A 15441-nucleotide genomic window follows, 5' to 3' on the forward strand; every position below is an offset into this window, starting at 1 on the left:
TGATTGAGTCAAAAGTTGACTTGTATTCCCACATTTCATGCAAACTTTATCACATTACCCCTTAACACCCATCGAAAAATGATTTACAACCCCCTAGAATAAGTTTCCTCCTGAAGACCAAATGACTGTATCGATGAAAAAACTGCTAATTGCTCTGCTCATCAGCCTGCCCCTGACTGCACAGGCTAAGCCCGGCCACATCGCCGATGATGTCTTCACTTTCTACCATGGAGGTCCGGGCAACCAGTATCGCATCACGGGTCGTATCCGAAGCGGCGACCCGGTGGAGATTCTGAAAGTAGATGAAGCCAGCAAATATACTCAGATCAGAACCTCAAGCGGTCGTACCGGCTGGGTTCCAAACGACAACGTACGACCAGGAGCCAGCCTTGCTGTACGCCTGCCGGAACTGGAGTCCAATCTCGAAAGCAGCCGCAGCTCTGTCGAGACCCAGCGCGAAGAACTCCAGAACCTGCAGCAGGAACTGGCCGCCGTCCGCGATGAGAAGGAACTGCTGGCGGAAGAGACCCGTAAGTTGCAATCAACCATCAAGGATCTGAACTTCCGCATCGACTCGATGGATGAAAGCAATATGATGCGCTGGTTTACCCACGGCGGCCTGGTCGCGCTGGGTGGCGTTATACTGGGACTGGTACTGCCGATGTTCCGCGGACGTCGCAAGACCCGCAGTGAGTGGGTCTGACCCGCTGTCACCACTCACGCCCCCTACTCTCTCACACTACTCAAAGCCTGCAGGGTCTGACCGAATCCTGCAGGCCATTCTCACCAGCAGTTTTAAGTCCCGCCCGACAATTACCCCGCCCGCCTTAGCATGCAGTTCCCGTTAATTTTCTAACCAATATTCACAGTCAATACTTGACTCAGGCTTATCCCGTTTTTTTTACACAAATTTGTCACGACTGACATAAATAGCGGCTTGACTATATTTTTTTACTTAAAAATCAACGACATAAATATATGTGCATTTTTTGACCAATTCGCTGAATCGCTGTATTTATGCGGAACAGAGCATCTTTCCCAAAACTTAATCACAAAGTTATCCACAGGATATGGGGGCACTTGGCTGCAGCCATTGTAAACTCTGGTTTACACTTGTTCCGGGGCCCTATTGAGTCGATTTATCGTTCAGATTTAGAGTTCCAATTGGAAGCATCAACCGTACAACTGGTTAAATAGCGCTATTCAATTCAGGAGTATCCAAGATGCAGCGTGTAACTATTTTTGGCCGGGAAGGTTGTGGCTTTTGTGTTCGGGCAAAGGAACTTTGTGAAAGCAAAGAGTTCAACTATCGGTACATCGATATCCACCGCGAGGGGATCAGTAAGGCTGACCTGGAAAAGACCGTGGGCAAACCGGTAGAAACAGTACCTCAGATCTTTATCGGTCAGACCCATGTCGGTGGCTATACAGAGTTTGCAAAACATGTTGAACAACAGGGTCTATAATCTGTATAGGATCCAATACGCCGATCAGGATTTGCCAAACAGTCGCTGATCGACTTTAATAGCCGTTCGCCGAGCATATTCGGCTAAGGAGTATTGAATGATTATTGAGACATCTTTAGTAGCAATGGCGGCGGTAGCGATCATCTTTATGCTGGCAGGCCGCAATCAGGACTCCCTGAAGCCTATCCGCATTCGCAGCGAAGATCAGCAGCGCCCGCGCCGCAGACGCTGATTCTATTCCTGATGTGTAATGACGGGAGAGATCACCCTCTCTCCCATAGCCTCTCCCGTAATCCCCCTACCCGCTCGGTTCTGCGCTGTACACTCAGGCGCAGGGACGGCAGCGTGGCGTATAGATCAAACTGCTCTTTTGCCCGGGTAATACCGGTATAGAGCAACTCCCGGGTCAGCAGGGGGTTATCTCCCGGTGGCAGCACCAACAAGGTGTGGCGGAACTCCGAGCCCTGGCTCTTATGAACAGTCATGGCAAACACTGTCTCATGATCCGGAAGGCGGCTTGGCAGCACCGGGCGCACCTCCCCAGCCTGCTCAAACCACACTTTCAGCGCCCCCTCGTCATCGGGCAAGGCAATGCCTACATCTCCGTTATACAGCTCCAGTGCAGGCTCGTTGCGGGTCACGATCACCGGGCGGCCGCTGAACCACTGCCCCTCGCTGCTGACCAGTCCACGTCGCGCCAGCCCCTTACGGATCGATTCGTTCAGGCCCGCGACACCGAAAGGGCCTTCCCTGAGGGCGCAGAGCAGCTGGATTTCACTGAACAGCGCCAGCACAACCGCCGGTGAGGATCCCTGCTGCATCGCCTTCAGGTAAGCACTGTAGCCATCGACACAACTCCCGATCAGCTTTTCATAGCTGGCCTTATCCAGCGCATTGAAAGCGATGTCCGACCAGCCCCGGTGCAATACCTGGTTTACCGCAAAGGGTTCGCCGGCATTGACCGCACGGGCCAGATAGCCAATACCGCTGTTTTCGTGGAAACGATAACTCTTGCGTAACTGCGCCACACTGTCGGCAATGGCGGCGGAATAGTCCTGCTGCAACGCTTCAACAGGCAGATCACACAGCGGCGCCAGTCTGGCGGCCTGCGCAGCCGAGTAACCCGGTTCACCCGGCCAGCTGCAGATATCGCCCAGTACGCTACCCGCCTCGACAGAGGCCAGCTGGTCCCGGTCACCAATCAGCACCAGCCGGGCGCTGTGAGGCAGCGCCTCAAGCAAGCGCGCCATCATCGGCAGGTCGACCATCGAAGCCTCATCCACCACCAGCAGGTCCAGGTGCAGCGGATTTTCCCGATTATGGCGAAACCGGTGGCTGTTTGGGATCACTCCCAGCAGTCGATGCAGGGTGGAGGCATCTTCGGGAATCAGCGTATCCACTGCATCCGGCAAGCCCAGCTTCTGACGCGCGCCAGAGATCGATTCGGACAAACGCGCAGCCGCTTTGCCTGTTGGTGCCGCGAGGCGTATCAGGGGGGCCCGCCCCTCCTCCATCATCTGATGGATATAGAGTGCCAGCAACTTGATAACCGTAGTGGTTTTACCGGTACCCGGCCCTCCGCTGATCACCGCGAAGCGTCGCTGTACTGCTACCGCGGCGGCAACCTTCTGCCAGTCTATCTCGCCATCCTGTGGCGGGAACAGCTCGCGGATAGTGGGTTTAAGCGCTAACAGATCCTGCGCCACCGGTCCGGCACGCAGGCACAACTCTTCACTGACATCACGCTCGAAGCGCCAGTAGCGATACAGGTAGTAACGCCCGGCATCCAGCACCAGTGGTGTTACCGCGCCATCGCCATCGGGCCCGCTGCCATCGCCAAGAATATGTCCATCGGGTTGTGGGACAGCTTCCATCCAGCCAGCCAGCAGCGCCTTAATCTCCGGTGCCAGTCCCCCCGATGCCAGCAGCTGCGCGGCGGGCAGGCAGACATTGCCCTGCATCAGCTGGGCGCTGACCAACGCTCCCAGCAGGGCCTGAGACTTGCAGGCCCCCTGAACCGCAAGAAAACGGGCAAACTGATAATCAAGCGCACGGATCAGGCGCTGCTCCTGCAGCTGCTTCAGCTCATCCCAGAACGTATCCACCATTACCCAGCCTCCCTGAACATCTGATCCAACGCTTCGACCAGCGCATGCGGTGGCCGGTTAAAGAAAATCCCGCTGTCACTGCCGGTTTTCATACCCCGCAGGAACAGGTAGTAAACACCGCCAAAATGGCGTTCGTAATCATAATCTGGTAACCGGCTGGCAAGTAAGCGGTGCAGCGCCAGCGCATACAGCTGGTATTGCAGATCATAGCGATGCCCGGTCATGGCGTTGGCCAGCGCATCTGCCTGGTACAGTTCGGGCTGATCGCCCAGATGATTGGATTTGTAATCGAGGATGTAATAGCGCCCCTCATAACGGAACACCAGATCGATAAAGCCCTTCAGCATCCCCTTTACGGCATCGAAGTGGAGGCCCTGAGCCTGGGCTGAGAGTGGATCATAGCGGCTGATCAGTTTGTTCAGCGCGGTCGCATTCAGCCCCTCAACCGGCAGCATAAACTCCATCTCCACCTGCTTATCCTCTGCTGACAGATTGCGCAGTGCCAGCCCCGGTGCCAGTTCGGTATCCAGCACATCCGCCACCAGCTGGTCCAGCACGCCCAGCCAGTGCTCAGGGTATCCCTCGACTTCCAGGCTTTCGGCGATCTGCGCCTGCAGTTCCGCACCACGTGCCTGCGGGAAATCAATCTCCTCAAACAGACTGTGCAGAAAAGTCCCTGCCCGCGCGCCCTTGGGGAAGGTGAAGATGCTGTGCTCTTCGGTTACGTGCTGGTCTCTCTCTTCAATTACTTCAAGATCCAGCCCCGGCAACTCCACCACCGCCTGGCCGCCATGACGGGCCAGTGCCGAGTAGCTGGTGATACGCCAGCCGCGCGGTACCTGCGCCGTAAACTGGCGCGCCTGCAGTGTTTGCTCAGCAGCGTCCTGATGCCCCTGATCGCCAAACATATCGACCTGCGCGACATCCTGCGGCGGCGACATCAGATCGATACCACAGTCACTTTGCTGCAGCAGCGCCAGCTTGTCGTCCAGCTCTGCACCATCGCCCAGCAGCAGATAACCGAGTGCGCCCTGGTCCAGTACACTCTTCTTGCTGTTACCGATTTTCAGGTGGGAAAGTCCCAGGTAGCAGCGATAGACAGAACGGGTCAGGGCTACATAGAGCAGACGAATCTCTTCCGCCAGCCGCTCCCGATCAGCCAGCCCCATCGCTTCGTCCTCTTCATCCAGGTCGAGGATCGCCTGTCCGTCATCATCGTGATAAAAGGCGTTTCTGGCTTGCCGCAGGTCGGCCGCGAAAGGCAGGAATACCACCGGATACTCAAGCCCCTTGGATTTGTGTACGGTGACCATAGTTACCAGATTGCGGTCGCTCTCCAGCCGCAGCAGCTGCTCTTCTGACCCGCCATTCGGCGCCATAATATGATCGGCAAACCAGCGCAACAGACCTGCGTGCCCTTCGACCTCGGTACTGGCCTGCTGCAACAGCTCGGCAATATGTAACAGGTCGGTCAGACGACGCTCACCACCCGGCATGGCCAGCAACTGCTCAGCCAGGTTTCGGCGTTGCAACAGGCGGTGCAGCATCGGCAGTACACCGTGGCGGTGCCAGCTCTGCTGATAGTCGCTGAACTCAGCCACCGTGGCTTCCCAGGTGCGCTCATCATGGTTGAGGCGATCCAGCGCCTCCACATCCAGCTGCAATAGCTCGGTCGCCAGTGCGGCGCGCAGCGCCCGTTCCCGGCCCGGCTCCTGGACGGCCTGCAGAATCAGGTAGAAGTCAGCCGCCTCCTGGCTGGCAAACACGCTTTCGCGGTTACTGAGGTATACACAGGGGCGTTCAAATTGCGCCAGCGCACTGCGCACCGCATCCGCCTCATAACGGTCGCGCACCAGTACCGCGATATCACCCGCCTGCAAGCAGCGCTCGCCGATCCGGCAGTCACTGCTGAGCAGACGGTCGATCTCGACGGCGGTCGCGCGGGCAAAACACCTGCGATAATCCGTGCGCGAGAGCGGCTCTCCCGGTTGATGCCAGAGCGCCATCGCCGAGAGCTTTTTACCTTCCAGTGTCAGCGGCGTCTTGTCGGACTTACCGGCCGCCTTTACCGGCTGAAACAGGATATCCTGATCATAGATAAAGGGGCTTTGCGCCGACTCAAACAGACGGTTTACCGATGCCACCATCTGACCGGTACTGCGCCAGTTGGTATCCAGAGTATAGGGTGTCCCAACCTGACGCCGGGCGGTAATATAGGTAAAGATGTCGGCGCCGCGGAAGGCATAGATCGCCTGCTTCGGATCACCGATCATAATCAGTGCGGCGTCATCCCGATCGCCATAGAGGGTGCTGAAGATACGGTACTGCAGCGGATCGGTGTCCTGAAACTCATCGATCATCGCCACCGGAAACTGCTGGCGTATCGCTTCAGCCAGCCGCTCACCACCTTCACGCTGAATAGCGCTATCCAGTCCGGATAGCAAGTCGTCGAACGTCAGCAGGTTATGCTGCTGTTTATGTTGCTGCAGGCGCAGCTTCACCTCCGCCATTGCCCGGGCCAGCATCGCCTGCCGCAGCGGTACTTCACTGTCGGCTAACCGATCGATCTGACGAAACAGTGCGTGTTCTGGCGGCGCGCCCTTTTTAGTCTTACTGATCAGGGTTTCCTGAGAGAAGCGCTGTAGCTGCTTCGCCACCTCTTTCGAGGGTTCGGCTTGTTCGGAACTGACCCAGGCAGCGATCTGAGCTATCCACTTCGGTACAAAATCCTTGCGGTAACTGCTTTTATTCACACCGGAATCACGAATCAGCGCTTCCAGATCGTCGCTATTCTGCAGCCACGTCTGGCGGAACTGGTCGATCTCCTGCTGGCGCAACTGAAAGCTGTGCTCCAGATCCAGTCCGGACAGGTCGGGCTGCAGCCGGAGTTCGTGGGTACTGAGCCAGGAGCGGATATCGGCCAACAGCGCATCCGGCGTTTTCCACTGGTTTAGCACCGCATCAGCCAGTGCCGGCGACATGGTATAGATCTGGCTGCGCCAGAAATCCAGCACCGCATTGCGCACCAGTGGCTGGTCGTCCTGAGTCAGCTCACTCTCAAACAACGCACCACTTTCAAAGGCATGGCGGCGCAGCATCCGCTGACAGAAGCCGTGAATGGTAAAGATCGCCGCTTCATCCATCTGCTGCGCCGCCTGCTCCAGCAATCGGGCCGCCGCAGGATGATCTTCTGTATCATCCAGAAGACGCTGCAGCAGCGGGTCATTGCTGGCCCCCAGCAGAAATGCCAGGCGCGCTTCACCGATACGGTTGCGGATACGGTCACGCAGCTCTTCGGTTGCCGCCTCGGTAAAGGTCACTACCAGAATCTGGTCTGGCCCGGGCAATGGCCGTCCGGCCTCGGCACCATGCCCCAGCAGCAATCTCAGATAGAGTGCGGTAATGGTGTAGGTCTTGCCCGTGCCGGCACTAGCCTCAATCAGGCGCAGTCCGTGCAGGGGAAAGGTGATCGGATCCAGCGGCAATGGCTTAGTCATCGCGATTCTCCTCCATCCATGGCTGCATTGGCTGGATCAGCTGATCTACCAGGATTTTCAGTTCAGTCTCAAACATATTCAGTTGCGGGTAGATACGGCGGATATAGGGGTCATCCAGTGCACCGAAGTTACGGGGGCCGCCGTTAAAGCGGTTCTCCAGTGCGGTCTGAGCTTTGTCTTCACCTTTTTCCAGCTGCTTGTAGTATTCCCAGGCACACCCCGGATCAAAGGCGATCGGCCGGCACCGGCCCTCTTTATAGAGTTCAACCAGTTGTGTCAGCTGCTCTGCGGCTTTATCCCGTGGTAGCGGCCTGAAGCTGACCAGCCCGGACAGTCCCCGGTAGTAGCTTACTTTCAGATCGGGGAAAGCAAGTGAACAGGCCAGATGTTCGATCCAGCAGTTTATACGATCGTGAGCCTGGACCTGAGAGGGTCGGTATCGCAGCAAGGTATCTTCATAAAAGCCATCGATCCAGGCGGTCAGGCTAAGACCTGCAATATCAAGGCGCAGCTCACGTCGCTGCGGCTCTCCCTCCTTCAGGGCATTCACCTTTTCCGCCAGCTCCTCGCAGTCATGGCGCAGCTTTGCCAGCAGGCGCTGGCCTCCCATCGCCACCGGCAACAAGCCTTCGGCATACACCTGCGCGTCCACCCGGTCCAGCGGCCCCTGCTCTAACGCGACCTTGAGATAGCGATTCTTCAGCAGGTAATCATCCAGACGCTCCAGATCGAAAGGCTCCTCATCCAGGGTCTGACTGTCGCCATCACGGAAATACACTTTCAGGCGCTGATTTAGGAAGTAGCGGCAGGGGTTACGGAAGAACGCCTGCAACTCGCTCAGCTCAAGGGATTCCGGCAGATCCGCCTCAAGCCGCTTGACCAGGAAACCCGCGCTGGCATCGGCCTGAGGGGCCGCGGCACCGAGCCACTCACGGGCATAGCTGAACAATGCACTCCCCTGACGGAAGTAAGCGGCGCTGAAAGGTGCCAGTGGATGCTCGGTGGTCAGGCGACGGCGCAGGGCATCGGTACTATCAAGACCGTTCAGTGTCAGATGTTCCGGCAGCACATATCCCTGGCCACAGTATTCCATCAGCTCACTCACCAGCACCGAGGGGACTTTTTCGCTGTTATCCTGGATCGAGCGCCCGACATAACTGATATAGAGTGTTTCCCGGGCCGACAGCAGCGCCTCCAGAAACAGGTATCGGTCATCGTCGCGCCGGGAGCGATCTCCCCGGCGCGGCTGATCGGACATCAGGTCGAACCCCAACGGCGGCATGCTGCGCGGATAGTCGCCATCATTCATCCCCAGCAGGCACACGACCCGAAACGGGATCGAGCGCATCGGCATCAGCGTACAGAAGTTGATTGCCCCGACCATAAAGCGCTGACTGGAACGCTGCGATGACAGGCCGTTACTGAGATAGTCGTGCAGGATCTCAGCAGAGATCGGCTGATCAAAAGCGGCATCTGCAGTTTGCTCCGCCAGCCGCTTGAGCAACTCTCTCACCCGCTCCATCGCCACTTCATCATCATCGTCGGCCAGGTAGGTGTCCTGCAGCAGCTGGTTAATTTCCAGTATCCACTGGTTCAGCGGCTTATCGCCACTGAAGCTCTGCTGGCAGCGCTCCAGCAGATCGATAAACTCCAGCAACTGTCCCAGCAGGGCCGCCTCCAGTCCCTCTACCTCGCTGTACGGCGCAATGCTATCCCAGAGCTGATCCAGCTCGCCCATGGCATAGCCAGCCAGCATCCGCTTCAGGCCAAAGCGCCAGCTGTTCTGCTCAAACAGCGGCAGGTCCAGCAGGCTGCGATGCTCGCTGTTCAGTCCCCAGCGGATATTCACCGCCGAGATCCAGCGTCGCAGGGTGTGATAGTCCTCTTCATCCAGCTCAAGGCGGCGCAATACGGCCGGCACTTCCAGCAACTCCAGCATCTCCGAGACGGTAAAGCGGCTCTGGCGCAGGGAGGTGAGCTTCAGCAGGCTGAGCAGTAGCGGATTCTCCTGCTGTGCAGAACGGTCGGAGATCGAAAACGGCAGGTAGCGCTCAGCCGGGGCATTGGCAAATACCGCTTCGATATAAGGCGCGTAGGCTGCCACATCCGGCACCATGACGATGATATCCCGTGGTGAAAGGTCCGGCTGGCGCTCAAACATCGCCAGGAGCTGATCATGCAATACCTCAACCTCACGCAGCGGGCTGTGGCAACTGTGCAGGCTGATCGAACGATCATCGGGCTGCAGGGACTGCTTGTAATGGCTGCTCTCTATCACATCCCGCGCAGCGGGAAAGCGGGCGGCATCGTCCAGCTGCAGAATATCCTTCTGCACCCGGGACAACAGGCTGTTCGGTTCAGCCTCCTGAAACAGCTCAATCTCATCGGCCCCCAGATCCTGCAGCAGGTAAAGATAGTCCCGTCCCAGCTTCCCCATGGACGCCAGTATCGGGTTACCGTGGTTAAAATAACTCTCTGCGTCCACACCCGGCTTATCAAACCAGCGACGGCTGATACGGGCGATCTGTGCCCGGTCAACGATATCGCCCCAGTAGTACTGGCAGGGGTTGGTCACCATCAGATGCACATCCACCTTACGTCCCATCGCCTGCAGCGCTTCGACGTAATTCTGTGGCAGAGCCGAAATGCCAAAGACAAACAGGCGTTCGGGCAACCCCGCCCGGGCAGCGTCGGTCCTGGCCAGGGCCGACACAAAGCTGCTGTACATATTGGCCCGGTGCCAGTGCGGCTGGCCCAGCTCAGCACTTCTCTGTACCAGTGCGTGCCAGAGGATCGGTTGCCATAACTGGGTCTCGGCCGCCATCTGCCCGCCCTGCTCCCAGTCGGCGATCCAGTCCGGCCGATAGACCAGATACTGGTCAAACAGGTCGGCAATCTTGCCGCACAGCTGGTAAAGCTTGAAATCAGACTGATCGTCACTCAGATACTGCGCCAGCGCGGTAAATTCTTCGCGCGGCAACAGGTCCGGGAGGAGTTGCATCAGCTTCCAGCTCATCGCCTCCTTTTCAAAGGCAGAGCGGCGCGGCACGCCGTCGAGCACCTGAGAGAAGCTCTCCCAGAGAAAACTGGCTGGCAGCGGGAAATCCACCGACGCCGCGATGCCAAGGCTTTTCGCCAGCTCGAGTTTCAGCCACTGGGCCATACCCGGGCTCTGCACCAGAATGGTCTCGCGGGCAAAGGGGTCCTGGAGCGGCTCACGGCGCACCATTTCAACCAGCAGGTCTTTGAGAAGGTCCAGCTCATTTGAGTGATAGATTCGAAACATCGGGTCCCTGAAGTCGGTGCAAACTATGGAGGCTACAAGCTTAACCGATCAGGTTACGGGCTGAGAACAGAGGATGATGGCGGATTAAGATACGGACGCATCAGGAGAGACCGGCCTGGCCGGACAGCGGCAGCAAGAAATGGGGGTTGCGGGTAAAGCGGAAACGCCGGGCTATCCGGCGGAATCAGGATCGGGGTCAGCCGCAGGCAACGCCGTAAACCCCTCTTCAGGGGTCCAGTAATCACGTCCCTGCTCGACCCTGACAACACCGGCAAAGCGGTTCTGAAGATAGACTACGGCTTCCTCAAGAGTATCCAGGTCACAGAGAATCACGCCACCGCGATCATTATCAGTCGTAAACAGGAAACTCTTCACGCTTTACCTCAACAGGTCTTTTTACTTCAATCGCCAGACAGGCCGGCCAGGGATTACATCAGCATAACGCAGTCAGGATAAACGGGTAAATGCCCGGATACTGTCCTGCAGTTTACGATTGCGGCGCAGCACCAGCCAGGGGCTGATGATCAGCGAGAACCCCCAGCAGACTGCGGGAATCGTCCAGGAATAACCACCGGCCATCGCGATAATCGTCAACAACAACGACGCAGCCCAGGAGCTGTACACCAACCCCAGAGGCCCCAACAATGCCGCCAGCAATAAGCCGGTACGCTGCCGTTTACGATGTCGCTGAGTAAGTTGTTTCACCAGTTTTGACACGGACTGACTCCCTGAACTCTGTTCTGCCCTTCCTGCGGGCAGCACATCATACCGATATCCTGCCAGCTTTCCAGCTCTTCTCTGCGCGCTCCGTCGCGGTCGGTCTATACGTGAAATCGGGCAACCAGTCCGTTCAGCGTTTCACTGCGTCCGTCAAGCGTGGCGATGGCATTCTTATTCTCGGCCACGGCCTGAGACGTTTCTTCTGACAGGGTGAAGATCCGCTGTATATTTGCGCTGATCTCATCGGTAACAGCCGACTGCTCCTCCGATGCACTGGCAATCTGCATGTTCAGGTCTGAGATATGATCCATCTCCTGCGAGATCTCCTTCAGGGCCCGCTCGGCTAGCTGAACCCGCTCTACCGCGTGGCCGCTCTTTTCTTCACTGGAGGCCATAACACGTACAGCATTCTCACTGCCAAGTTGCAGCTCCTCGATCATTTTGCGAATCTCGATAGTGCTCTGCTGGGTCCGTCCCGCCAGGGTACGCACCTCATCGGCAACCACTGCAAAACCGCGTCCCTGATCACCGGCCCTGGCCGCCTCAATCGCCGCATTCAATGCAAGCAGGTTTGTCTGATCCGCGATATCACCAATCACACTGACAATCTCACCGATACGGTCTGACTGGGTCTTGAGTCGGGTAATCACCGCTGCACCCTGGCGGACATCCTCCGCCAGGTGGCGCATACCGTCAGCTGCACTGCCCAGAGAATCAACCCCGGCAGTAAACTCAGTCTGGGCATGATCCACGGCTTTCACGGCATCAGAGGTATTGTTAGCAACACTGTGAGCGGTGTTCGCCATCTCCTCAACCGCTGCGGCCAGCAATTCTGTCTCGTTTTTCTGCTGCTCGGTGCGGGCAGCGTTGCCGCTGGCATTGTTGTTAATCCGGTCGAGTCCGAGTTCCAGGTCCTGCGACAGGCCATGAATATCAGCAATCAGCTTCGCCATATTGGCCATAAAGCTGTTGATCTCCTGGGCCAGGCGCTGAAACTCATCATTGCCTTTTAACTGCAGGCGCTGACTCAGGTCGCCCTGGCCATCGGTAAGGTTTTTCAGGGCCGCAAACAGCGTGTCCAGCCGGCCGGTAAGGTACTGATAGAGCCAGAAAGCCACGCCCATAATCAGGACAAGTGCGATGCCGGTGGCCAGAAGCATATACCGGAAGCCCGCACGACTGATCGCTTCAAACTCCGCAGTCGCATTCTGCACTATCTCCTGATAGTGCTTTTCCAGACGCTGAAAGCCTTCGATAGCCGGGCCATCAGAGATCTTTACGGCTTTATCCAGTTCACGGACAGAGAACCCCTGAGCTATAAGCGCCTGTATCTGATCTGCGGCGTTGCGGTATTTAAGCAATGTATCGGAGATATCCCGCAGCGCCTTTTTCTCCACCGTGGTCAGCTGTGGCAGGTCACGATAGCGATCGATCAGCCCGGAGACCTGCTCAAAGTCAGCGATGACACGCTCATGGTATTTGGGGGTTCCGCGCAGAACATAGTTTTTGAAATTATGAATCAGGGCTCCGTAGCCCGCATATTGCCGGATCTCCAGCAGCAGTTGCTGTCGCGCCTGCGCCTGTTGCTGCAGTTTCTCCCAACTGTCCTGATGTGCGCTGTTCTGCCAGCTCTGGATGGCGAATAATGCCGCGAATGCCACGACAACGCCTGCAAGCAACAGCAAAAAACGATGTTTAAGGGTCATTTGAGAGTTCCTTTCCGGGTATCTGTGAAGAATGAATGTTCATGCAGACAGAGCATAAACTCAGACTTTATTCCTAGTTATGAGATAACTCAAAGATTATATCCATGCCAGCCTCACATAGACTAGTCAATGAATACTCTTTCTGCTCCGCATCTCCGGACTGACCTATTCTGCCTGGCACAGCGGCCTGAACAGCTGCTCCAGCCAGGGAGCAATATCACCTGAAAATGCCAAATCCAGCACAAACTCCTGTCCCCGGGCCGCGGCCTGCAAAACAACCTCTTCATCTGTCTGCTGCCAGCGCCAAGGTTGACGGTGATAGCTCAGCGCCTGTTCAAATTCGTCAGGCCAGAATGCCGGGGGCAGGCGCCAGACAGAACGGGTTGCTCCCTCCCGGGTGAGTTTCAATTCAGGACGATGGTGATTAAAGCAGCCAGAGCCGGGCAAATCCGTCTCACCCCCGGGCAGGGTCAGGCGGGGTGTGGGCAGATAGAGGGTATTGAACGGATAGTCCTTTACCAGATGAGGGTGCTGTTGCAGCTGGGGGAAGCGAGCTGCCAGCTGACTGTCCGGAGTCGCGATTTCACCGACCTGGAGCCAGCCATAGATATGATGCATATCTGCTGCCCCTGGGCGGAACTGCCAGCGCCCGCGCACTTTTTCGACCTCACGAAACCAGCCGAAAAACAGAAACAGATCGCCTACGCCCACGCCCTCCTGCTCCAGATGCCGTTGTGCACTGCCACTTTGCCCGAATGCAGGCAGCCATTGTTCATCGACGGACTTCAGGCGCGGATCTATATCCGGATCAAGGTGACAGGCACTGCGCCACTGCTTACCTCCTAACTGCTTGATCAGGCGGGATAATGGCAGATTATCCTGATGCAACTGACTGTAACGCACAGGCCCGTCAGCCTGCGGGATCGGCAGAGATAACAGGCGACCATCGGGGAATATCGGGCTTGCCAGGCCCCCCGCACTGGAATCAGTGCCTTTTCGGCTTAAGATGATTTTCATAGAGGGGATAGGTTCAATGAGCACCACCAGCCAGATTCAGGCCGACTACACCCAGAATAATCAGAGAAAGGGATATCAGTTTCATCGTGGTCACGGCTTCACTGAAACAGAGCACGCCGATCAGTGCAATCGCCGCCGTTCCCACTCCTGACCAGATCGCATACGCAGTCCCGACTTCGAACACCTTGAGCGCATAGGTCAGGAAGACAAAGGCCAGGCCATAGCAGACAAACATCAACACCGACGGAAGCAGGCGACTGAAGCCTTCCGAGTATTTCATCGCGGTTGTTCCGCCAACCTCCAAAAGGATTGCAGCCAGCAGGTATAGCCAGTGTTGCATCTGTACTCTCCCGAATAGGTGAAGCGCACAGTTTGCACATCCTGCCTGACAGAGGCAACGCATTGAGTGACAACACAGGAGTGACAACACAGAGTTGCGTGGAAACGGGAAACGGCACTATCAAGACAGGGCGGGCCTTGCAGTCACAACGCAGCAAATATCTGATGCACCACCACAGATATCCCCGATTCCTAACCTGCCTTGTCGCAGCCAGCCCTCGGGGAAGACGCCACAAGCGATCAGTTAGTCTTCCATAAACTCCTCTTCAAGAATTTCCAGCGGCTTACAATGATCCACAACCTCGCCCTGGCGAATCATCAGTACTTCGCCATCACTCATCGGTCGCCACTCTCCGTCAGAAAGCGGCCGGTCGCTGATCAGCACTAATGGCGCGGCATCTGAGGACTGGAGCGTGACATCTTTCAATGCGTGCCGGGTATTTGTTTCAAGTACGTAAAATCCGGGCCTGACGGCACCATCAATCAGACGGCGGTCGGAATGCACATACAGATAGTCACCATCGGAATAGATAAACGGCGCGGCCCCCAACGGGGCGATCCGTGATGCGAAGTCCGTTACGATAGAAAGGCGAACAATTCTCTCTGGCCGTCCATCTTTCCAGATAATCTGATTACGCGATAACAGCGCACAGAAAGCTCGCTCACTGTCGCTCTCTCCTAAAGGGCTGAAGCTCCCCAGCGGAAACCGGTATGTTTCCTCAATGCCGGGTAAACGGCCTTCATGGAGAAAAAAATGATGATGCCCGGCCATCTCACGGACATAAGGCCCCTGACGACTCAGATCGCGACGACTGCTGTCGGTGCTGCTGGCGGCAAAGAGAGAGTGATACACGGCACGATCCCACTGGGACAGTGCCCGCTGACCTACTGATCCCGGGCGGGCAGCCGATTCTTTAAGGCAAAGCGCTTCGCTGCCCTCATACTGCACCAGTCCCCAGTCGACGCGTGATCTCTGGTCATCAGTTGCGGGCCAGAGTGATTGCTCACTGCGTATAAGAACGGGCGTAGCTGAAGAGACAACAAGAACTCTATCCATTTTCTGATTCCCGGCAATGATTCCATTCTGTCGCTACCTTTTCGTATCGAGCGCTTTGTCTTCACAATACGTTCTACACGCCGCTCCCATTGGCATCCGGTGCAATAGACCGGGAAAAGGTACCGTGCTTGTCAAACAGTTAAGATCAGGCCTGACTAAACTGACCAGGCTCTACAGGCTCCGACTCCCCGGGGGACTGTAATCTGAAAAGCTTAATCCCCTTCCAGATCAGGCGACTGTCACCG

The 15441-nt window shown here is 56.8% G+C and carries 12 protein-coding genes; 3 read left to right on the top strand and 9 right to left on the bottom strand.

Annotated elements, in window-relative coordinates; genetic code table 11:
• Window positions 1-133 precede the first annotated feature (133 nt).
• The 3 genes from Q354_RS0107685 to Q354_RS28860 all read left to right on the top strand — a co-directional run bounded on the left by Q354_RS0107685 (window position 134) and on the right by Q354_RS28860 (window position 1698).
• Window positions 134-703: a TIGR04211 family SH3 domain-containing protein gene (locus Q354_RS0107685; protein ID WP_027857092.1), complete on the top strand. Its 570-nt coding sequence runs from the start codon at window positions 134-136 to the stop codon at window positions 701-703.
• A gap of 520 nt (window positions 704-1223) precedes the next feature.
• Complete coding sequence (locus tag Q354_RS0107690) at window positions 1224-1466, top strand: GrxA family glutaredoxin (RefSeq protein ID WP_027857093.1); 243 nt, start codon at window positions 1224-1226, stop codon at window positions 1464-1466.
• Between the two features lie 97 nt (window positions 1467-1563).
• Window positions 1564-1698 carry a hypothetical protein gene (locus Q354_RS28860; protein ID WP_281174717.1) on the top strand — a complete coding sequence of 45 codons (135 nt, stop codon included), beginning with the start codon at window positions 1564-1566 and terminating at the stop codon, window positions 1696-1698.
• 31 nt (window positions 1699-1729) lie between these two features.
• Here Q354_RS28860 and recD read toward each other — a convergent pair whose 3' ends face one another.
• From recD to Q354_RS24990, 9 genes are all read right to left on the bottom strand, one after another.
• Entirely contained in the window at window positions 1730-3574 is a 1845-nt protein-coding gene (gene recD / locus Q354_RS0107700; protein WP_051559976.1) for an exodeoxyribonuclease V subunit alpha, read from the bottom strand.
• Window positions 3574-7071, bottom strand: a complete 3498-nt coding sequence (gene recB, locus Q354_RS0107705) for an exodeoxyribonuclease V subunit beta (RefSeq protein ID WP_027857095.1) — start codon at window positions 7069-7071, stop codon at window positions 3574-3576. Before recB ends, recD begins: the two co-directional genes overlap by 1 nt.
• Window positions 7064-10357: an exodeoxyribonuclease V subunit gamma gene (gene recC / locus Q354_RS0107710; protein WP_027857096.1), complete on the bottom strand. Its 3294-nt coding sequence runs from the start codon at window positions 10355-10357 to the stop codon at window positions 7064-7066. Before recC ends, recB begins: the two co-directional genes overlap by 8 nt.
• Before the next feature lie 171 nt (window positions 10358-10528).
• A complete protein-coding gene (locus Q354_RS24980) occupies window positions 10529-10732 on the bottom strand; it encodes a hypothetical protein (RefSeq protein ID WP_036228915.1) in 204 nt (67 codons plus the stop codon).
• A 72-nt stretch (window positions 10733-10804) separates the two neighbouring features.
• Window positions 10805-11074 (bottom strand): hypothetical protein, encoded by a 270-nt coding sequence (locus Q354_RS0107720; protein WP_027857097.1) that lies wholly within the window; start codon window positions 11072-11074, stop codon window positions 10805-10807.
• A gap of 104 nt (window positions 11075-11178) precedes the next feature.
• Complete coding sequence (locus Q354_RS24985; protein WP_051559977.1) at window positions 11179-12783, bottom strand: methyl-accepting chemotaxis protein; 1605 nt, start codon at window positions 12781-12783, stop codon at window positions 11179-11181.
• A gap of 165 nt (window positions 12784-12948) precedes the next feature.
• Window positions 12949-13800, bottom strand: a complete 852-nt coding sequence (locus tag Q354_RS0107730) for an Nmad3 family putative nucleotide modification protein (RefSeq protein WP_027857098.1) — start codon at window positions 13798-13800, stop codon at window positions 12949-12951.
• Window positions 13801-13813: 13 nt separating this feature from the next.
• Window positions 13814-14140: a DMT family transporter gene (locus Q354_RS0107735; protein WP_027857099.1), complete on the bottom strand. Its 327-nt coding sequence runs from the start codon at window positions 14138-14140 to the stop codon at window positions 13814-13816.
• Window positions 14141-14383: 243 nt separating this feature from the next.
• Window positions 14384-15196 carry a class II glutamine amidotransferase gene (locus Q354_RS24990; protein ID WP_084332514.1) on the bottom strand — a complete coding sequence of 271 codons (813 nt, stop codon included), beginning with the start codon at window positions 15194-15196 and terminating at the stop codon, window positions 14384-14386.
• Window positions 15197-15441: the final 245 nt, after the last annotated feature.

The sequence above is a fragment of the Marinobacterium jannaschii DSM 6295 genome, from assembly GCF_000620085.1.
Taxonomy (GTDB): Bacteria; Pseudomonadota; Gammaproteobacteria; order Pseudomonadales; family Balneatricaceae; genus Pontibacterium; species Pontibacterium jannaschii.